At 68.0% G+C, this 14,535-nt stretch carries 12 protein-coding genes; 2 read left to right on the top strand and 10 right to left on the bottom strand.

All coding sequences use genetic code 11. The features are described from left to right. Nucleotides 1-82 precede the first annotated feature (82 nt). Both DEIPH_RS17070 and DEIPH_RS21000 read left to right on the top strand, forming a co-directional pair. Nucleotides 83-3,133, top strand: a complete 3,051-nt coding sequence (locus DEIPH_RS17070) for an adenosylcobalamin-dependent ribonucleoside-diphosphate reductase (protein ID WP_034360590.1) — start codon at nt 83-85, stop codon at nt 3,131-3,133. Nucleotides 3,134-3,136: 3 nt separating this feature from the next. Continuing rightward, entirely contained in the window at nt 3,137-3,844 is a 708-nt protein-coding gene (locus DEIPH_RS21000; protein WP_152545014.1) for an SLATT domain-containing protein, read from the top strand. A gap of 159 nt (nt 3,845-4,003) precedes the next feature. Here the strand turns inward: DEIPH_RS21000 and DEIPH_RS17065 are convergent, their stop codons facing one another. From DEIPH_RS17065 to DEIPH_RS17020, 10 genes are all read right to left on the bottom strand, one after another. Next, on the bottom strand, nt 4,004-5,248 hold the full coding sequence (locus DEIPH_RS17065) for a DUF790 family protein (RefSeq protein ID WP_034360587.1): 1,245 nt from the start codon (nt 5,246-5,248) through the stop codon (nt 4,004-4,006). After that, on the bottom strand, nt 5,235-6,638 hold the full coding sequence (locus tag DEIPH_RS17060) for a DEAD/DEAH box helicase family protein (RefSeq protein WP_034360585.1): 1,404 nt from the start codon (nt 6,636-6,638) through the stop codon (nt 5,235-5,237). The genes DEIPH_RS17065 and DEIPH_RS17060 overlap by 14 nt, the downstream gene beginning before the upstream one ends. A gap of 69 nt (nt 6,639-6,707) precedes the next feature. Continuing rightward, nucleotides 6,708-7,841: a PQQ-dependent sugar dehydrogenase gene (locus DEIPH_RS17055; protein ID WP_034360581.1), complete on the bottom strand. Its 1,134-nt coding sequence runs from the start codon at nt 7,839-7,841 to the stop codon at nt 6,708-6,710. A 240-nt stretch (nt 7,842-8,081) separates the two neighbouring features. Next, complete coding sequence (gene der, locus DEIPH_RS17050) at nt 8,082-9,407, bottom strand: ribosome biogenesis GTPase Der (protein WP_034360579.1); 1,326 nt, start codon at nt 9,405-9,407, stop codon at nt 8,082-8,084. 228 nt (nt 9,408-9,635) lie between these two features. After that, the gene (locus DEIPH_RS17045; protein WP_051517485.1) at nt 9,636-10,436 is read right to left on the bottom strand and encodes a class I SAM-dependent methyltransferase; all 801 of its coding nucleotides are present in this window, start codon (nt 10,434-10,436) and stop codon (nt 9,636-9,638) included. 171 nt (nt 10,437-10,607) lie between these two features. Next, complete coding sequence (locus DEIPH_RS17040) at nt 10,608-12,449, bottom strand: ABC transporter ATP-binding protein (protein ID WP_051517484.1); 1,842 nt, start codon at nt 12,447-12,449, stop codon at nt 10,608-10,610. Nucleotides 12,450-12,589: 140 nt separating this feature from the next. Continuing rightward, nucleotides 12,590-13,315, bottom strand: coding sequence for a c-type cytochrome (locus tag DEIPH_RS18940; RefSeq protein ID WP_152545013.1), 726 nt, complete (start codon nt 13,313-13,315; stop codon nt 12,590-12,592). 62 nt (nt 13,316-13,377) lie between these two features. Further along, nucleotides 13,378-13,770 (bottom strand): MGMT family protein, encoded by a 393-nt coding sequence (locus DEIPH_RS17030; protein ID WP_235183284.1) that lies wholly within the window; start codon nt 13,768-13,770, stop codon nt 13,378-13,380. Beyond that, nucleotides 13,760-14,245 carry a DinB family protein gene (locus DEIPH_RS17025; protein ID WP_034360574.1) on the bottom strand — a complete coding sequence of 162 codons (486 nt, stop codon included), beginning with the start codon at nt 14,243-14,245 and terminating at the stop codon, nt 13,760-13,762. Before DEIPH_RS17025 ends, DEIPH_RS17030 begins: the two co-directional genes overlap by 11 nt. After that, nucleotides 14,242-14,535: MqnA/MqnD/SBP family protein (locus DEIPH_RS17020; RefSeq protein ID WP_034360572.1), on the bottom strand; the 294-nt coding region annotated here is incomplete at its 5' end. The genes DEIPH_RS17020 and DEIPH_RS17025, both read right to left, overlap by 4 nt.

The following is a 14,535-nucleotide window of genomic DNA, read 5'->3' as shown; positions in this document are numbered from 1 at the left end:
GAGGCCACCTCGTCCGCTTCCGCACCGCCCCCCGGGGTGGTGAGGTGTTTTGCTGCCGCCTTGCCCTCAAGGAGTCACCCTCATGACCACCACGCCCACCTCCACCCTCAGCAACTTCGACGAGAACGCCCATCACATCGCCAAAAGGCAGTATCTCCAGGCGGGTGACGGCGATCTGGGCGGCATGTTCCGCCGCATCGCCGACTGGGTGGCGGGCGCGGAGGCCCCGGAGACACGGCTGGCCTGGGCGCAGAAGTACTACGACCTGATGGCGGAAAAGAAGTTCTGCCCCGGCGGGCGCGTGCTGGCGGGCGCGGGGACGCAGCATGGGAACGTGCTGAACTGCTTCGTGCAGGGGGCCACCGAACATGCTCCCGAGAGCTTCGACGGCGTCATGGAAGTGGCCCGGAAACTCGCCCTGGTCACCAAGGTGGGCGGCGGCAACGGCGTGAACCTCGATGTGTACACGCCCCGTGCCGAGAGCAGCCGCCCTGACGCGGGCGTGCGCGGCTGGGTCTACATGAGCGCGGCCCACCCCGATGTGGACGACTTTACCCTGGGCCTGATGCGCCCCCCCACCCAGCCCGACGGCGAAAAGCAACCCGTCGCGGTCCGCAACTGGACGCGTGTGGTGTACGGGCAGGCCATTCCCGCCGAACTGGTCGCCACGGCCCGGCAGAACGGCGTGCAGATTGTCCGGGCGCTGCCGGAGGGCGTGCGGCCCGTCGCGGACGACATGGGCGGCATCATCGACGCGGCCCGCGCGGTGGCCGAGAGCGCGAAGGTCGGCGTCGAACCCCGCATCGACCTCAGCGACATGCGGCCCGAGGGGGCGCCGATCAAGGGGTCGGGCGGCACCAGCAGCGGCCCGGTGTCCTTCCTGATGGAGATTTTCGACAACTTCCTGGAGTGGGCCAACCGGGGCGGCGAGACGAGCGGGCCGATCAATACGCTGCGCTTTGTCTATGCGCCGGTGCTGCGGGTCGTGAGGCAGGGCGGGACGAGACGTGGCGCGGGTATGGCGACCATCTCCATCGAACATCCCGACGTGCTGGACTTCCTGACTGCCAAGGACCTCGACCGCGAGGCCGCCGAGGGCGACATCTCCACCTTCAACATCTCCATTCTGGTCACCGGGAAGTTCTGGGAGACGCTGGAGCGCGACGCCCTGTGGCACGTGGCCGTGCAGGACGTGCCCGGCAAGTACTACCTGGAGCCGCAGGCCGGGATGTACGACGGTCGCCTGCCCGCCCTGCCCGACCGCGCTGAGGACGGAGCGCGCGGCGTGCCCCTCTACCGGACCGCGCCCCAGGGCCGCTACAACCCCGCCGACAAGCGCCCCGGTCTGCCCGCCCGCTGGCTGTGGGACCAGATCGCGCAGCACGCCTGGGCGACCGGCGAACCCGGCCTGATCTTCGTGGACCGCGTGAACGAATTCAGCGCGCTGAAGAACCTGGGCAAGCGGTACGAGATCCGGAGCACGAATCCCTGCGGCGAGATTCCCCTCACCGTCGGGGAACCCTGCGACCTGGGCGCGATCAACCTCGCCGCCTACGTGCAGGGCAGCACCTTTGACTACGCTGCCTTCCGTGCTGACGTGCGGACCTGCGTGCGCTTTCTGGATGACGTGCTGGACGTGAACGTCTTTGCGCTGGAAGACAACCGGGTCGCCTCGCAGGATCTGCGCCGCCTGGGTCTGGGTGTGATGGGCCTGGCCGACGCCCTGATCAAGCTGGGGTTGCGCTACGACTCGGACGCGGGGCGGCACGCCATCTCCGAGATCATGAGTGCCCTGCGCGAGGAAGCCGTCGCGGAAAGCGAGCGCCTGGGCAAAGAGCGGGGCGTGTATCCGGTCTACACGCGCAACGCCAAGAAGATTCCGCACCCGCCCCGGCGCAACGTCGCCGTGCTGACCGTCGCCCCGACCGGCACCACCTCCATGCTGATGGGGGTATCGAGCGGCATCGAACCCGTCTTCAGCCCCTTCATCTGGCGCAAGATCGGCAGCGAGTACCGCGCGTTGCTGGCTCCGCTGTTCGTGGAGCTGCTCAACCAGTACCCGGCCCCGACCGGACTCGAGAAGGACGGCGGCTGGGACTGGGACAAGGTGACGGAAGCCGTCAGCGAGAACCACGGCAGCGTCGTCGGCCTCGCCTTTATTCCCGACGCGCTCCAGCAGGTCTTCGTGTGTGCCCACGACATCAAGCCGGTGGACCATGTGCGGATGCAGGGCACCGTGCAGAAGGCCTTCGACGACGGCGGGCAGCACGCGGCCAACAGCCTCTCGAAGACCATCAACCTGCCCAACAGCGCCACCGTGCAGGACGTGCAGGACGCCTACGGCGAGGCGTACCGGACCGGCTGCAAGGGCATCACCGTGTACCGTGACGGCTCGCGGCAGTTCCAGGTGCTGAGTACCAGCAAGAAGAAGGAGAAGAAGGCGGAGGAGTCGCCGACCGAGGCCGCCGAGGTGATGGGGGAGAGCACGGTGGCCGCAGCGCCGAAGACCGAGGCCCAGACTGCGCCCGCCGTCACGCCTGCCCCGCAATCTGTCCCGGTGGCCCCACGCCCCAGCACGCCCACCGCGCCCATTTACGAGCGCCCCGCCCGCCTCAGCGGCATCACCGACATGGTCAAGCTGACTGACCCGACCAGCGGGCACCGCCGCTCCTTCCTGGTGACGGTCAACCACCTGGGCGGCAAGCCCGTCGAGGTCATGGTCATCAGCGGGCGCGCGGGCGACGAGGCCAACGCCGACAGTGAAGCGCTGGGCCGGGTGGTCAGCATCGCCCTCCAGCACGGCGTTCCCGCCCAGGCGATCATCAAGACGCTGCGCGGGCTGAACGGTGGGCTGTACGGCAGCTACAACGGCCGTCTGGTGGGCAGTAAGGCCGACCTGATCGCCGTCGCCCTGGAAACCTTCCAGAAGGACATGGACGCCGCCGCCCTGCCGCCCCTGGCCGGGGGAAGCGTGGACGTGCCCGCCGCCGCACCCGCCCTGGCGAGTGGCGTCAGCACCGAGAGCATGGACGCCATGAGCCGCGAACGCTGCCCGGTGTGCGAGGAAAAGGCCGTGATCCGGGAAGAAGGCTGCCTGAAGTGCCAGGCGTGTGGGTACAGCAAGTGCGGGTGAACGATGTTTTGGAAAAAGTCTTTTAAGACTTCTGAGAATGCTTTACCTGAAAAGTCGTTCGTAGGTTCAAAGGTAATAATCAAATTATATGAAGACGTAGATATTACCTCGAGAAATAGATTTAATGCGGCAAAAAGGTGTGACCGTTTGAACAGCCTTTCAAACTGGACAACATCCTTAATATCCTTGCTCCTTATAGCCATACCAGTGCTTCAAAACCTGAAAGTTGAACCTTTCAACTCTAGTAATCAGGCACAAAACTCGGTGAGTATAATTTTGGCCGTTTTTATACTTGTTTTCTCGCAGATACAAAATATAGAGAATTACTCCCTAAAAGCGTTTAGATATCACGAGTGTGCAATGAGGCTGACACTACTTAGGCGGGAATTAAGTGTCCACAGAGAGTCTGTAATCCAGCTCTCCTCGTACAGAGACTACGTTAGCAAGTACTATGGCATACTTAGTGAGTATGAGAATCATATAGATGCAGACTATCAACTAACCCTATGGCAAAATCAGGCTAAGGAGATTGCTAAGGCAATTAAAGAAGGGCATAGCGCGCCTAACTACCCCAAAACCTTTGGTATTAGTGATCAATGTTGGCAAGTGATGTTCTCGCGGCTTAACTACACTGCAAGATTCACGGCTGCAATTTTACTTTCACTTGTATTAACGTGGTGGTCGGTTTTTGTGTACACAACTACGGCTTAGTCGTCCTGCTCTTTTGTCCGCGTGAATGTTATATACCCTCCACCTCACTCCCGAAGGCTTTTAGCATCTCCAGCGCACGTTGGCGCGCGAGTACGCCCGGCTGGAAAAGGCCCGGCGCGTGGTGCAGGAGCAGATGGAGGCCAACGAGCAGGAACCCGCTCACGCCGCCGCCTCGCCCCCCATCATCCGCTCCGCCACCGCCAGCACGTCCTTGGGCGGTAGCACGCCCTTGAACCACACCAGCCGCTCGCCAAAGTCGCTGGGGTCCACGCCCGCGCGTTCCAGATTCAGCCGCTCGGAGACGCAGACGATCACGTCACCTCGGCCCGATTTCCTCAGCAGTTCGAATTTCTTACGCAGGTACTCGGGCCGCCAGTAGCCCACGATCTCCACCAGCACGCTGCGGCCCGACGGATGCACCAGGCGGAAATCCGGCACGATCACGCCCCCGGGCACCGGCACCAGGTCCACCTCCCGCTCCAGGGTCCAGGGCGACCCCAGCTTGCCGAAGCGGTCGCTGAAGCCCGATTCCAGGGCGCTGTCGTGCTCCTCGGGCGGCTTGTAGTGGCTCACGTAACCGTCCTCGCTGGTCAGCTCGAAGCGCCATTCATCGTCCCCGGGGTCCACCCAGGCGAGGTCCTTGCGAGGCTTGAGGGTGGCGGTCAGGTCCCACTTGGTCACGTGCAGCAGGGCCGGGAGGAACTTCGCCATTGCCAGGCCATAGCGCGTCGTCCCCCCGAAGAGGGACGTGGGGCCGTCCATCGTGAGGGTGAAGCCGTAGTCCGCGTCCCCCTCGACGGTGACCATCAGGCCGAACAGCTTGGTGTACTTCAGCAGTTGCTTGTAGCGGGCAGGCTCGTTGCGCCGGGCCGTGATGACGAGGCTGTAGGCGCGGTAGAGCATCCCCTGAGCCTGGGCGAGGTTGAAGCGCTCCAGCAGTTCAGGGGGGTCCGGCGGGTCGAAGGCCGTCAGCCGCTGCTGGTCCGGTAGGTCCGCGTACAGGAGGTCGCCCAGGTCCTCCGCCGACAGCCTCCGCTCCCCCGACAGGGCGGCGGCCGCCTGTTCGAGTACGTCGGCGCGGCGGTGGCGGCTGGGCGGGTGCGCCTGGGCGAGTTCGAAGACCTTCGCCCGCACCGCCCCCGGCTCCACGTCGCCCCCGGCCTCGAAGGTGGCGGCCCCGTTCGCCAGCAGGTGCGCCATCCCGCGAATCACCTTGAAGTCCGCCCGGCCCGCCTCCAGCGCCTTGAGGTCCTCCTCCAGGTCTGCCCGGCGTTTCCCGAGGTTGGCCTCGAAAAGCTGGATGACCGACTCGGCCAGCCGCAGGTTGTTCGTGTGCGCTTTGAGCCGCCGTGGGGCCACCAGCCCCGCCTTCACCCGGAACATCAGCAGTTCAGTCGGAAGCATTCAGGTCCTCCCAGACGGGCGTGACCGCAACAGCGCCCGGCTGCCACCGCCCGCGCCGCTGCTGGCTCACCCGCTCCTCGCTGGTGCCCTCGGTGATGACCTCGTACAGCACGGCCTGCTTGCCCTCGGCGCGGCGCAGGATGCGGCCCAGGCGCTGGATGTGCTCGCGCTCGGTCGCGGTGCCCGACAGCACGACCGCCACGCTGGCCTCCGGCACGTCCACCCCCTCGTTCAGCACCCGGCTGGTCACGATGACCCGGTAACGGCCGTCCCGGAACTTTTCGAGCAGGGCGTGGCGCTCCCTGACGGGCGTCTGGTGCGTGATCGCGGGAATCAGGAAATCGCGGCTGATGCGGTACACGGTCGCGTTGTCGTCGGTAAAGATCAGCGTCCGGTCGTGCGGGTGGTTCGCCAGCAGTTCCTCCAGCACCCGCAGCTTGCCTTCGGTCCCGTAGGCCAGGCCCCGCGCCTCCTGGTGGGCGAGCATCGCGGCGCGGCCCTGGGGAGTGCCGCTCTGCATCACGAACTGCTTCCACCCGTCCAGCGTGCCCAGCCGGATGTTGTTTCGCCGGAGAAAGTCGTTGCGGCCCCGGATCAGGTCGTCGTAGTGCCGCTGCTCGGCGGGACTCAGCCGCACGCGGATAATGACTTCCCGGTAGTCCGCCAGTGTCTCGCCCGCCAGTTCCTCCGGGGTACGGTGGTACACCACGGGGCCGATCAGGTCCTCCAGGTGCAGTTCTCGCCCGTCGCTGCGTTTGGGTGTGGCGGTCAGCCCCAGGCGGTAGGGGGCCAGGCCCAGTTCGGCCACCGCCCGGTGGAAGTCGCTGGGGAGGTGGTGGGCCTCGTCGTAGACGTGCAGGGCGTACCGTCCGGCCAGCAGTTCGGCGTGGATGGCCGCCGAGTCGTAGGTGGAGATCAGGATGGAGGTCTCGTCGCGGCTGCCCCCGCCCAGGAGTCCGATCCCGGCGTCGGGGAAGGCGGCGAGGAGGCCCGAGTACCACTGGTGCATCAGGTCCAGGGTGGGCACGCAGATCAGGGCGCTGCGGGGGGTGTCGCGCAGGGCGAGTTGCGCCACCAGCGTCTTGCCCGCGCCCGTCGGCAGGATAACCACCCCCCGCCGCCCCGCTTCCTTCCAGGCCCTGAGCGCCTCCTGCTGGTGGGAGTAGGGCTGCACTTCGCGGGCGTAGCCGAGGTCGAGCTTCTGGAAGTCCGCCGCCTCGTCCCGCACCGGGGTGCCCGCCGTCCTCAGGGCCTCCATCACGTCGCGGTAGGCCCGGCCGGGTGCCCGCCAGGACTGGCTGCGGGCGTCCCAGGTGAACAGAGGTGCGGCGGCGGGCGGCACCTCCCGCATCACGAGGGTGCCCCGGTCCAGCCGCAGGGCGTAGGTCATGGGCAACCATGCTACGGGGAGGGCGCCGGGTTCATCCCGCCCGAGGTGACGTTTCCGGCCGGCCCACGCCTACCGCCCCAGCCGCAGCACCTGCCCGCTGCCGTACTCCGCCACGTACAGCTCGCCCGCCTCGTCCTCCCCGAAGGTCGAGGGGTTTTCCACGCGGCCGATGCGGACCTTGTTCCAGTCCTGCCCGCCGGTCGGGGCCGCCCAGACCGTCCCGCTCCCGAAGTCGGCGAAGACGTACTGGCCTTTCAGGGCGGGCAGATTTTGCCCCCGGTACACGTAGCCCCCCGTGATGCTCTGGCCCTCGTCCCGCCCGTACACCAGGACCGGTTCGGTGAGGCCCTGGGTGGGGCACCCGCCGGACGGCTCGAAGCAGGTGCGGCCCTCGCGGACCCGCCAGCCGTAGTTCTCGCCGCCTTTGCTGGCGCGGGGCTGGCGGTCCACTTCCTCCCAGGCGTTCTGGCCCACGTCGGCGATGGTCAGGTCACCCGTCTGCCGGTCGAAGGAGAAGCGCCAGGGGTTGCGGAGGCCAGACGCCCAGATGTTCGGATTGGCCCCCGGCCGGTTCAGGAAGGGATTGCCGGGCGCGGGTTGCGCCGCTTCGCCGCGCACGTCGAAACGCAGCAGCTTGCCCAGCGGCGAGGCGAGGTTCTGCGCGTTGTTCTGGGGGTCGCCGCCGCTGCCGCCGTCGCCCAGGCCCAGGTACAGGAACCCGTCCGGGCCGAAGGCGAGCTGCCCGCCGTTGTGGTTGGCGTAGGGCTGTCTGGCGGTGAAAAGAATCCGGGCACTGGCCGGATCGGCCCGCGAGAAGTCGGGGGCGGCCGTGTAGCGGGCCAGCACCGTGTCCCCGTTCCGGTCGGTGTAGTGCACGTACAGGCGGCGGTTTTGCCGGTAGCCGGGATCGAAGGCGAGGCCCAGGAGGCCGCGTTCGCCCCCCGCGCTGGTCAGGGCCTGGAGGTCCAGGAAGGGCTGGGCACGCACCTGGCCCTGCTCGATCACGCGGACCTGCCCCCCCTGCTGTGCGGCGTACAGCCGCCCCGACCCGTCCCCCGCGTGGGTCAGGGTGGTGATCTGCGGCAGCCCGCTGACGAAGGGGGTGAACTTGACCTGGGGTGTGCCCGCCGTCTGCGCGTCGCAGGAGCAGAGCAGCAGGGCGGGAGCCAGGGCCAGCGCGGCGAGCAGATGAGAAGGCGTCATGCACCAGTGTGCCGGGTAGGGCCGCCAGCAAGTGTGAGGGGACGGAAGAAAGGGAACCGGAGTTGCCCCCAGTTCCCGTCCACCCCAGTCCAGGCAGGCTTATACGAACTCCGATGGAATCGTTGACGGAGTGATTCCATCCGAGCGGGAGCAGCAGCGTCCTCATGGGCGTCTGTTCGCGACGATGCGAGAAGGAGAACAGACGGGTTCCGGAAGTCAGGGAATCGGACGGAATCCGTCTTACTCTTCGGCTTCCTCGCCCTTCTTGCCCCGCTTGTACGGTCCCTTTTCCTTCCATTTCAGCCGCACCGGAATCCCCGCCAGCCCCAGGTCCTCGCGGATGCGGTTCTGGAGAAAGCCCTCATAGGCGCGCGTCACGAAGTCGGCGCGGTTGCAGAAGATGGCGAAGGTGGGCGGCGCGGTCTCCACCTGCGTCATGAAGTACATCTTGAGCTTCTTGCCGTGAAAGTTCGGCACGCTCTGGCGCATCTGCCAGATTTCCAGCCAGCGGTTCAGCTCGGCGGTGGGAATGCGGCTCTGCCACTTCTCGTGGAGCTTCATCGCCTCGGCCAGCATGTCGTGGATGCCGTAGTCGTTGATGGCGCTGGTGTACACGCGCGGCGCGTAGCTGATGTGGTGGAGCTTCTGGTTCAGGTCCTTCTCGGTGCGCTTCAGGTCCTCGTCGGCCACCAGGTCCCACTTGTTCACCACCACGATCACGGGCTTGCCGCTGTCGTAGGCGAGGTTGGCGAGCTTCAGCTCGTGGTCCCCGAGGTCGGTCGCGTTCACGACCAGCCAGATCAGGTCGCTGCGCTCGATGGCGGCCTGGCTGCGCTGGATCGCGTAATCCTCGATGGCCGTGTCGGGCTTCTTGCGGATGCCCGCCGTGTCCACCAGCACGAACCGCTGCCCGCCGTAGTCCCATTCCACGTCCAGGCTATCGCGGGTGGTGCCCGGCGTGTCGGCCACGATGGCGCGCTCGCTGTGCGTGATCGCGTTCAGCAGGCTGCTTTTTCCCACGTTGGGCCGCCCGATCAGGGAAATCCGGATGGGCGCGATTTCCGGCACGTCCTCGTCGTCGGCGGGGAGGTGTTCCATCACGCGGTCCATCAGGTCGTCGAGGCCGCGCGCGTGTTCGGCGCTGACCGGAACGGGGTCGCCGAAGCCCAGGCCCCACAGCTCGGCCAGATAGATGTCGTGTTTGGGGCTGTCGATCTTGTTGGCGACCACGACCACGGGCTTGCCCAGCTTGCGCAGCCAGTCGGCCACCTCATAGTCGGCGGCGCTCAGGCCCTCGCGCGGGTCCAGCACGAAAATCACCGCCTGCGCGCCCTCCATCGCCCACTCGGCCTTCTCGCGGATGGCCTGTTCCCACTCGTCGCCGCTCCAGAGGCCGCCGGTGTCGATCAGGGTGATGCGGTGGTTGTGGTAGAGCATCAGCCCTTCCTTGGCGTCGCGCGTCACGCCGGGAAAATCGGCCACGACGGCCTCGCGCCGCCCCACCAGGCGGTTGAACAGGCTGGACTTGCCGACGTTGGGCCGGCCCACGATAGCGACTTTTTGCATTTTGGACGCTCCTTTCGGTGTCGAACCTGCCCCGGCGTCAGGAGGAGATTCGCCGCTGCCCTCACCTCTCTGCGGAAGCGGGAAGGGCCATAGGTGAAAAAGTATAGCGTGGCTTTTCAGGTGGAAAGGTGATGCCCGCCGCCTCCCAAGCGGGCCACGCGGAGAAGGGGCTACCACCCCACGGCCATAGCAGCCTCACCCTAGCCGGGCTTGGCGATGGCGTGAAGGTCAGCGCCAGCCCACGCCCAGGAGGTGGGCGCTCATGCCCAGCAGCGCCGGGTCACGTTCCACCAGCCTCAGCGCGGTCAGCAGGCCGTCCCGCCGCAGCGGGTCGCTCAGTTCCAGCGCCGGGTCCGCCAGCAGCTTGGAGGCGGGACCTTCCAGGGCATAGAGCGTCACGTCCCGCAGCCCTGCGGCCCCCAGCTCTTCTTCCAGGTCGGCGGGATGGTGAAAGTAGGCGGTGGTGAAAAAGCCGGGGCGACCCTCGGGGTTCAGGTACAGCCCGCTGGTGTAGGCCCGCTCGCGGATGGCGCGGCTGTAGTCTTCCTCATCCAGGCCATGCTTGAAGTCCCCGCAGATCGCGGCGGCGCGCGGAATGGCCGTCACGGCGACCAGGCCGCCGGGCCGCACCACGCGCGCGGCTTCGGCCAGTGCCTTCGCCCGGTCTTCCGCCGCCATGAGGTGGTACAGCGGCCCCATCACCAGCGCGGCGTCGGCGCTGGCCGTGGCGTAGGGGAGGGCGCGGGCGTCGCCCAGGGTGACCGATGCGAGCGCGGCGAGGGCCGGGTCGGCACGCACCCGTTCGACGTGTCCCGGAATGAGGTCCAGAAAGTGGACCCGGTGGCCGAGGCGCAGCAGTTCGCGGGCATAGGCACCCGTGCCGCCGCCGATATCCAGCACCGTGGCCGGAGGTTCGGGAAGAAGGCGCCCCAGAACGTCGAGGGTGCGGGCAAATTCGAGCAGGCCCAGGCCACGGCTCAGGCGGTCATGTTCGAGGTCAAGGTCGTAGAACGCGGTGATCTCTTCCATGCCCCAGCCTGACCGCAGGACCACGGCTGGACCATACGCCAGAAGGCGGAGCCGGCCTGGGTTGTCGGCTAGAAGGCGGTTTTCCACTTCGTCGGAAATCCGGATGCATAAGTTGACTTCCCCTGCATCCCACGCTATCTTGGTTCTATCACCGCCCAAGAGGCGGCTTTTTTATTGCCCCGCTCCGACCGCCTCTCGCCCCGCTTCCCCTTCCACGTACTGCCCGGCCTGCAAGCGCCACAACTCGGCGTACTCGCCGCCCCGAGCCAGCAGGGCCGCGTGCGTGCCGTCCTCGATCAGGCGGCCCGCCTGCATCACCAGGATGCGGTCGGCCATCAGGACGCTGCCGAGGCGGTGGGTGATCAGCAGGGTGGTGCGGCCACGCGCGAGCGCGGCGAAGGCGGCAAAGACCTCGGTTTCGCTGCGGGGGTCGAGGGCGGCGGTCGGTTCGTCGAGGATCAGCACCCGGGCGTCCCGGTACAGCGCCCGCGCGGTGGCGAGCTTCTGCCACTGGCCGCCCGAGAGGTCCACGCCGCCGAACGCCTGCCCGATGCGGGTGTTCAGGCCGTCCGGGAGGCGGAGGAGAAGGTCGGCCAGACCGCTGGCCGCCGCCGCCTGCGCGAGTTTCGCCTCGTCCTCGGGGCGGCCCAGCAGCACGTTTTCCCGCAGGGTCCACTCGAAGCGTGCAAAGTCCTGAAAGACGGCGGCGATCTGGGCACGCCACGCGGCGGGGTCGAGGTCCCGCAGGTCGGTCGCCTCGTCCGGTTCGCCCACCGTGATCCGCCCGGTCGTGGGATCATAGAAGCGGAGCAGCAGCTTGACCAGCGTGGTCTTGCCCGCGCCGTTCTCGCCCACGATGGCGACCACCTGCCCCTCGGGAATGTGCAGGCTGACGCCCTCCAGCACGGGCTGGCCGTCCGGATACGCGAAGCCCACGTTCTCCAGCGTCAGGTCGAGGCGGCGGGGGAGGGGCCGGGGTGTCTCCGGCGGCGCGACGGCCGGGCGGGCGTCGAGAAAGGCGTAGAACTTCTGGAACCAGCGCAGGTGCTGGGTGCCCATCGCCAGAAACTCGATCAGGCTGCCCAGCCCCTCGCGCACCTGGGCGAGTGCGAGGGTCACCAGCACGACCGCGCCCGCCGTGAGCACCCCCTGGCCCGCCCGAGCGACCACATAGGCGAAGAGGCCCGCCGTGACCGCCAGCGCGAGCATCTGCGCGGGCAGCACGCCCAGCACCTGTTTGTTCCGCACGCCGCGCATGACGCCCTGGTACGCCTGTGCCCCCCGCACGTAGCGCCCGGTCAGGTACGGCATCAGGTCATAGAGGCGCACCTCCTTGGCGTATTCGTGGCGCATGGCGACGCGCTGGTCGTAGGCGAGTTCGCGGGCTTCCTGGGTGCGCTGGATGGTCATGCTCCAGCCCAGTTCGTAGAGCTGCATCTGTTTGCGGGCCAGCGGGATCATGCCGAGCACCACGGCCAGCGGCACCCACCACCCCACGGCCAGCAGCGCCCCCGCCACGCCCAGCACACCCACGCCCGCGCGCAGTAGCCCCAGCAGCGTGGCCGTGAGGTTGAGGGGCCGGAAGCGCGCGCCCGTTTGCAGCGTCTCCACGTCGTCGTGAAAGCGGGGGTCTTCCACCACGTCCAGCCCCGGCAGGGCCTGCATCTTCCGCATCAGGTCCGTGACCGTTTGCACCGTGAAGTGGTCGGCGGCGTAGCCTTGTAGCAGCGTACTCGCCACCGCCGTCAGTTGCGCCACCAACGCCGTCCCCGCCCACGCCAGCGTCAGGAGCGTCAGGTTGGCCTCACCCCCCGAGGCCAGCTGCGTGATGCCGTCCACCGTCCACTTGCTCAGAAAGATCGTCGCGGCGGGCGTCAGGCCCTGCACCACGACCATCAGCCCCATCAGGGAAACGATGCCGGGGGCGCTGCGAAGCAGAGAGGGCAGCGCGCGGGCCAGCACCGCGAGCAGGTCGCGGGCCGGGAGCGAATCGGTGGCAGGCACAGTTCTCACCCGGCGAGTGTAGGCACGCCGTGCACGTTCGACCGTGCCCCGACCGGCTGGTCCCCGAGCGTGACCTGTGCCACAATAAGAACACAGGAAGAGAACGCCGCCCCAGGTCAAGTGGGGCGGCGTTCTCCGGTCTTGTTGAATCAGTGCAGGGTCTTGAGGTAGGCCTGGATGTCCGCGACCTGCGCGTCGCTGATCTGCGCCGGGCTGAAGCGGGGCATGACGGGCGAGAGTTCGCGGCCCTCGGGCGTATGGCCGTTGTGGACGGCGTTCCCGAACTGCTCCAGCGTCCAGCTCGCGGGGCCGTTCGCCACGACCAGGCTGGGGCCGATGCCGCCCTCGGCGTTCGCGCCGTGGCACCCCGCGCAGTTGCTGGCGAAGACGGGCTGACCGGCCTGGGCATTGCCCGCCGCCGCGGGGGCCGCGCTGCTGTCCCCGGCCTGCTCCGTGGTGCTGCCCGTGGCCGCCGCTCCGGTGCTGGCGTTGCTTTCCGGCGTCTGGCCGGGTGCGGCCGCTTCGCCTGTGGCCCCGCCTTCCGTGCCGGTCTGGGCCGTTCCACTCTGGGAGGCCATACCGTTCCCGGTTGTGGTGGCCGTACCGCCTGCACTCGCCGTTCCCTCGGCTGCGCCCGCCTGTGCCCCGGTGGTGCTGTTCGCCGCCGTGCTGCCGCCCTCTCCGCCTGCACCGGTCTGGCCGGGCGCGACGATGGTGCCCTCGGCGCTGGGTTTGGCCTCACCCGCCGCGTTGCCCACGCGCGGCGCGATAATCAGCAGCGCCACACCCAGAATCAGCCCGAGCGTCACGCCCAGCATCCACGACGCCACGTCGCCCGCCACCCACCTGTTTTGTCTTGTTCGCTTCACCGACATGCTGCCAGCATACGCCCGGGGACCGGGGTTCCCGTCCCCGTGTTTCTTTAGAACCTCTTCCCTTACAGCAGCCGGTCCGGGCGGGCTGGCCCGTCTTCCTCCGGCCACCATTGCAGCCGGGCCAGGTCGCAGCGGCCCGCAGCGTCGAAGGTGACGCCCTCGGCCTCCAGCAGCCGCTCCTGCATGTCGCCAAACCCGAGCTTGTGGGTGCTGACGCGGCCCTGCGCGTTGATGACCCGCTGCCAGGGGTACGGTTCTGCTCCGGGCTGGGTGCCGCCTGCCAGCGTGTTCATTACGTAACCGGCCTGCCGCGCCGCGCCGGGCTGCCCCGCCAGCAGGGCCAGTTGCCCATACGTCATCACCCGGCCCGGCGGAATGCAGGCGACCAGGGCCAGCACCCGCTCGCGGAAGGTGCCGCCCACCTGCGCCCCACTCCCCACCGTCTCACTCTCCACGCAGAGGCCCCCACAGCGCGTCCTCGTCGGGGAGGGGGAAGCCGCCCATCTTCAGCGCCAGCAGCACCTGGCCCCGGTGGTGGGCGTCGTGTGTGAGCATGTGCAGCAGGAACTGGGCCGTGCTGGGATGGGAGAGCTGGCCGGTGCCCGGCGCGTTCGCCGCCGTGTTCAGAGCCGCCGTCCACACCTCGCGCAGCACCTCCGCCGCCCGCGCGGGGTCTTCCTGGGCGGTAAAGGTGCCCCAGAGCGTGCCGCTGTACAGGACCGGCAGGGGAGAGGCGGTGGACCCGTCCAGTTGCGAGAGCCATTCCTGCGTCACGCCCGCCATATGCGCGAGGTGCTGCGCGACCGTCATGCCGCCGCCCGGCGTCTGCGCCCGCATCATCTCCGGGGACAGGTGCGCGCACAGGACATCGTTCACGCGGCTGTTCGCTTCCACCGCCGCCCTCAGCACCGCTCGCGTTTCCGGGTTCATGGGTTCAGCGTACCCACAGAAGCGGACAGAACGTGTCGCCTTTCGCCGCCCGGGCCGAAGCGCAGCGGCGCATGTCCCGGCACCGCCAGCGCGGCGAACTCGTGCAGGCCCAGCCGGTCGGGCGCTTCGAGGTGATAGCGGAAGTTCCAGAGGTAATGCTGCACCACCCGTTCGGGCAATCCCAGCTTCTGCGCGTGGCGGGCCGCCACGTCCGCGAGGTGCCCGATGCCGCAGCGCCGCGCTTCCCGCATCGCCTGCACCAGTTCGGCGGGGGGGGGGGGGGGCCCCCC

It is taken from the genome of Deinococcus phoenicis, from assembly GCF_000599865.1.
Classification (GTDB): Bacteria; Deinococcota; Deinococci; order Deinococcales; family Deinococcaceae; genus Deinococcus; species Deinococcus phoenicis.
The sequence above is the reverse complement of the archived record's forward strand: the minus strand, read 5'-3'. Positions and strand labels throughout refer to the sequence as shown.

Excerpts from the sequence above, each read along its gene's own strand:
- der (WP_034360579.1), bottom strand. The coding sequence starts at position 9,407 with ATGCAAAAAGTCGCTATCGTGGGCCGGCCCAACGTCGGCAAGTCCAGC.
- DEIPH_RS17065 (WP_034360587.1), bottom strand. The coding sequence starts at position 5,248 with ATGCTTCCGACTGAACTGCTGATGTTCCGGGTGAAGGCGGGGCTGGTG.
- DEIPH_RS17025 (WP_034360574.1), bottom strand. The coding sequence starts at position 14,245 with ATGAACCCGGAAACGCGAGCGGTGCTGAGGGCGGCGGTGGAAGCGAAC.
- DEIPH_RS17055 (WP_034360581.1), bottom strand. The coding sequence starts at position 7,841 with ATGACGCCTTCTCATCTGCTCGCCGCGCTGGCCCTGGCTCCCGCCCTG.
- DEIPH_RS17070 (WP_034360590.1), top strand. The coding sequence starts at position 83 with ATGACCACCACGCCCACCTCCACCCTCAGCAACTTCGACGAGAACGCC.
- DEIPH_RS21000 (WP_152545014.1), top strand. The coding sequence starts at position 3,137 with ATGTTTTGGAAAAAGTCTTTTAAGACTTCTGAGAATGCTTTACCTGAA.
- DEIPH_RS17045 (WP_051517485.1), bottom strand. The coding sequence starts at position 10,436 with ATGGAAGAGATCACCGCGTTCTACGACCTTGACCTCGAACATGACCGC.
- DEIPH_RS18940 (WP_152545013.1), bottom strand. The coding sequence starts at position 13,315 with ATGTCGGTGAAGCGAACAAGACAAAACAGGTGGGTGGCGGGCGACGTG.
- DEIPH_RS17060 (WP_034360585.1), bottom strand. The coding sequence starts at position 6,638 with ATGACCTACGCCCTGCGGCTGGACCGGGGCACCCTCGTGATGCGGGAG.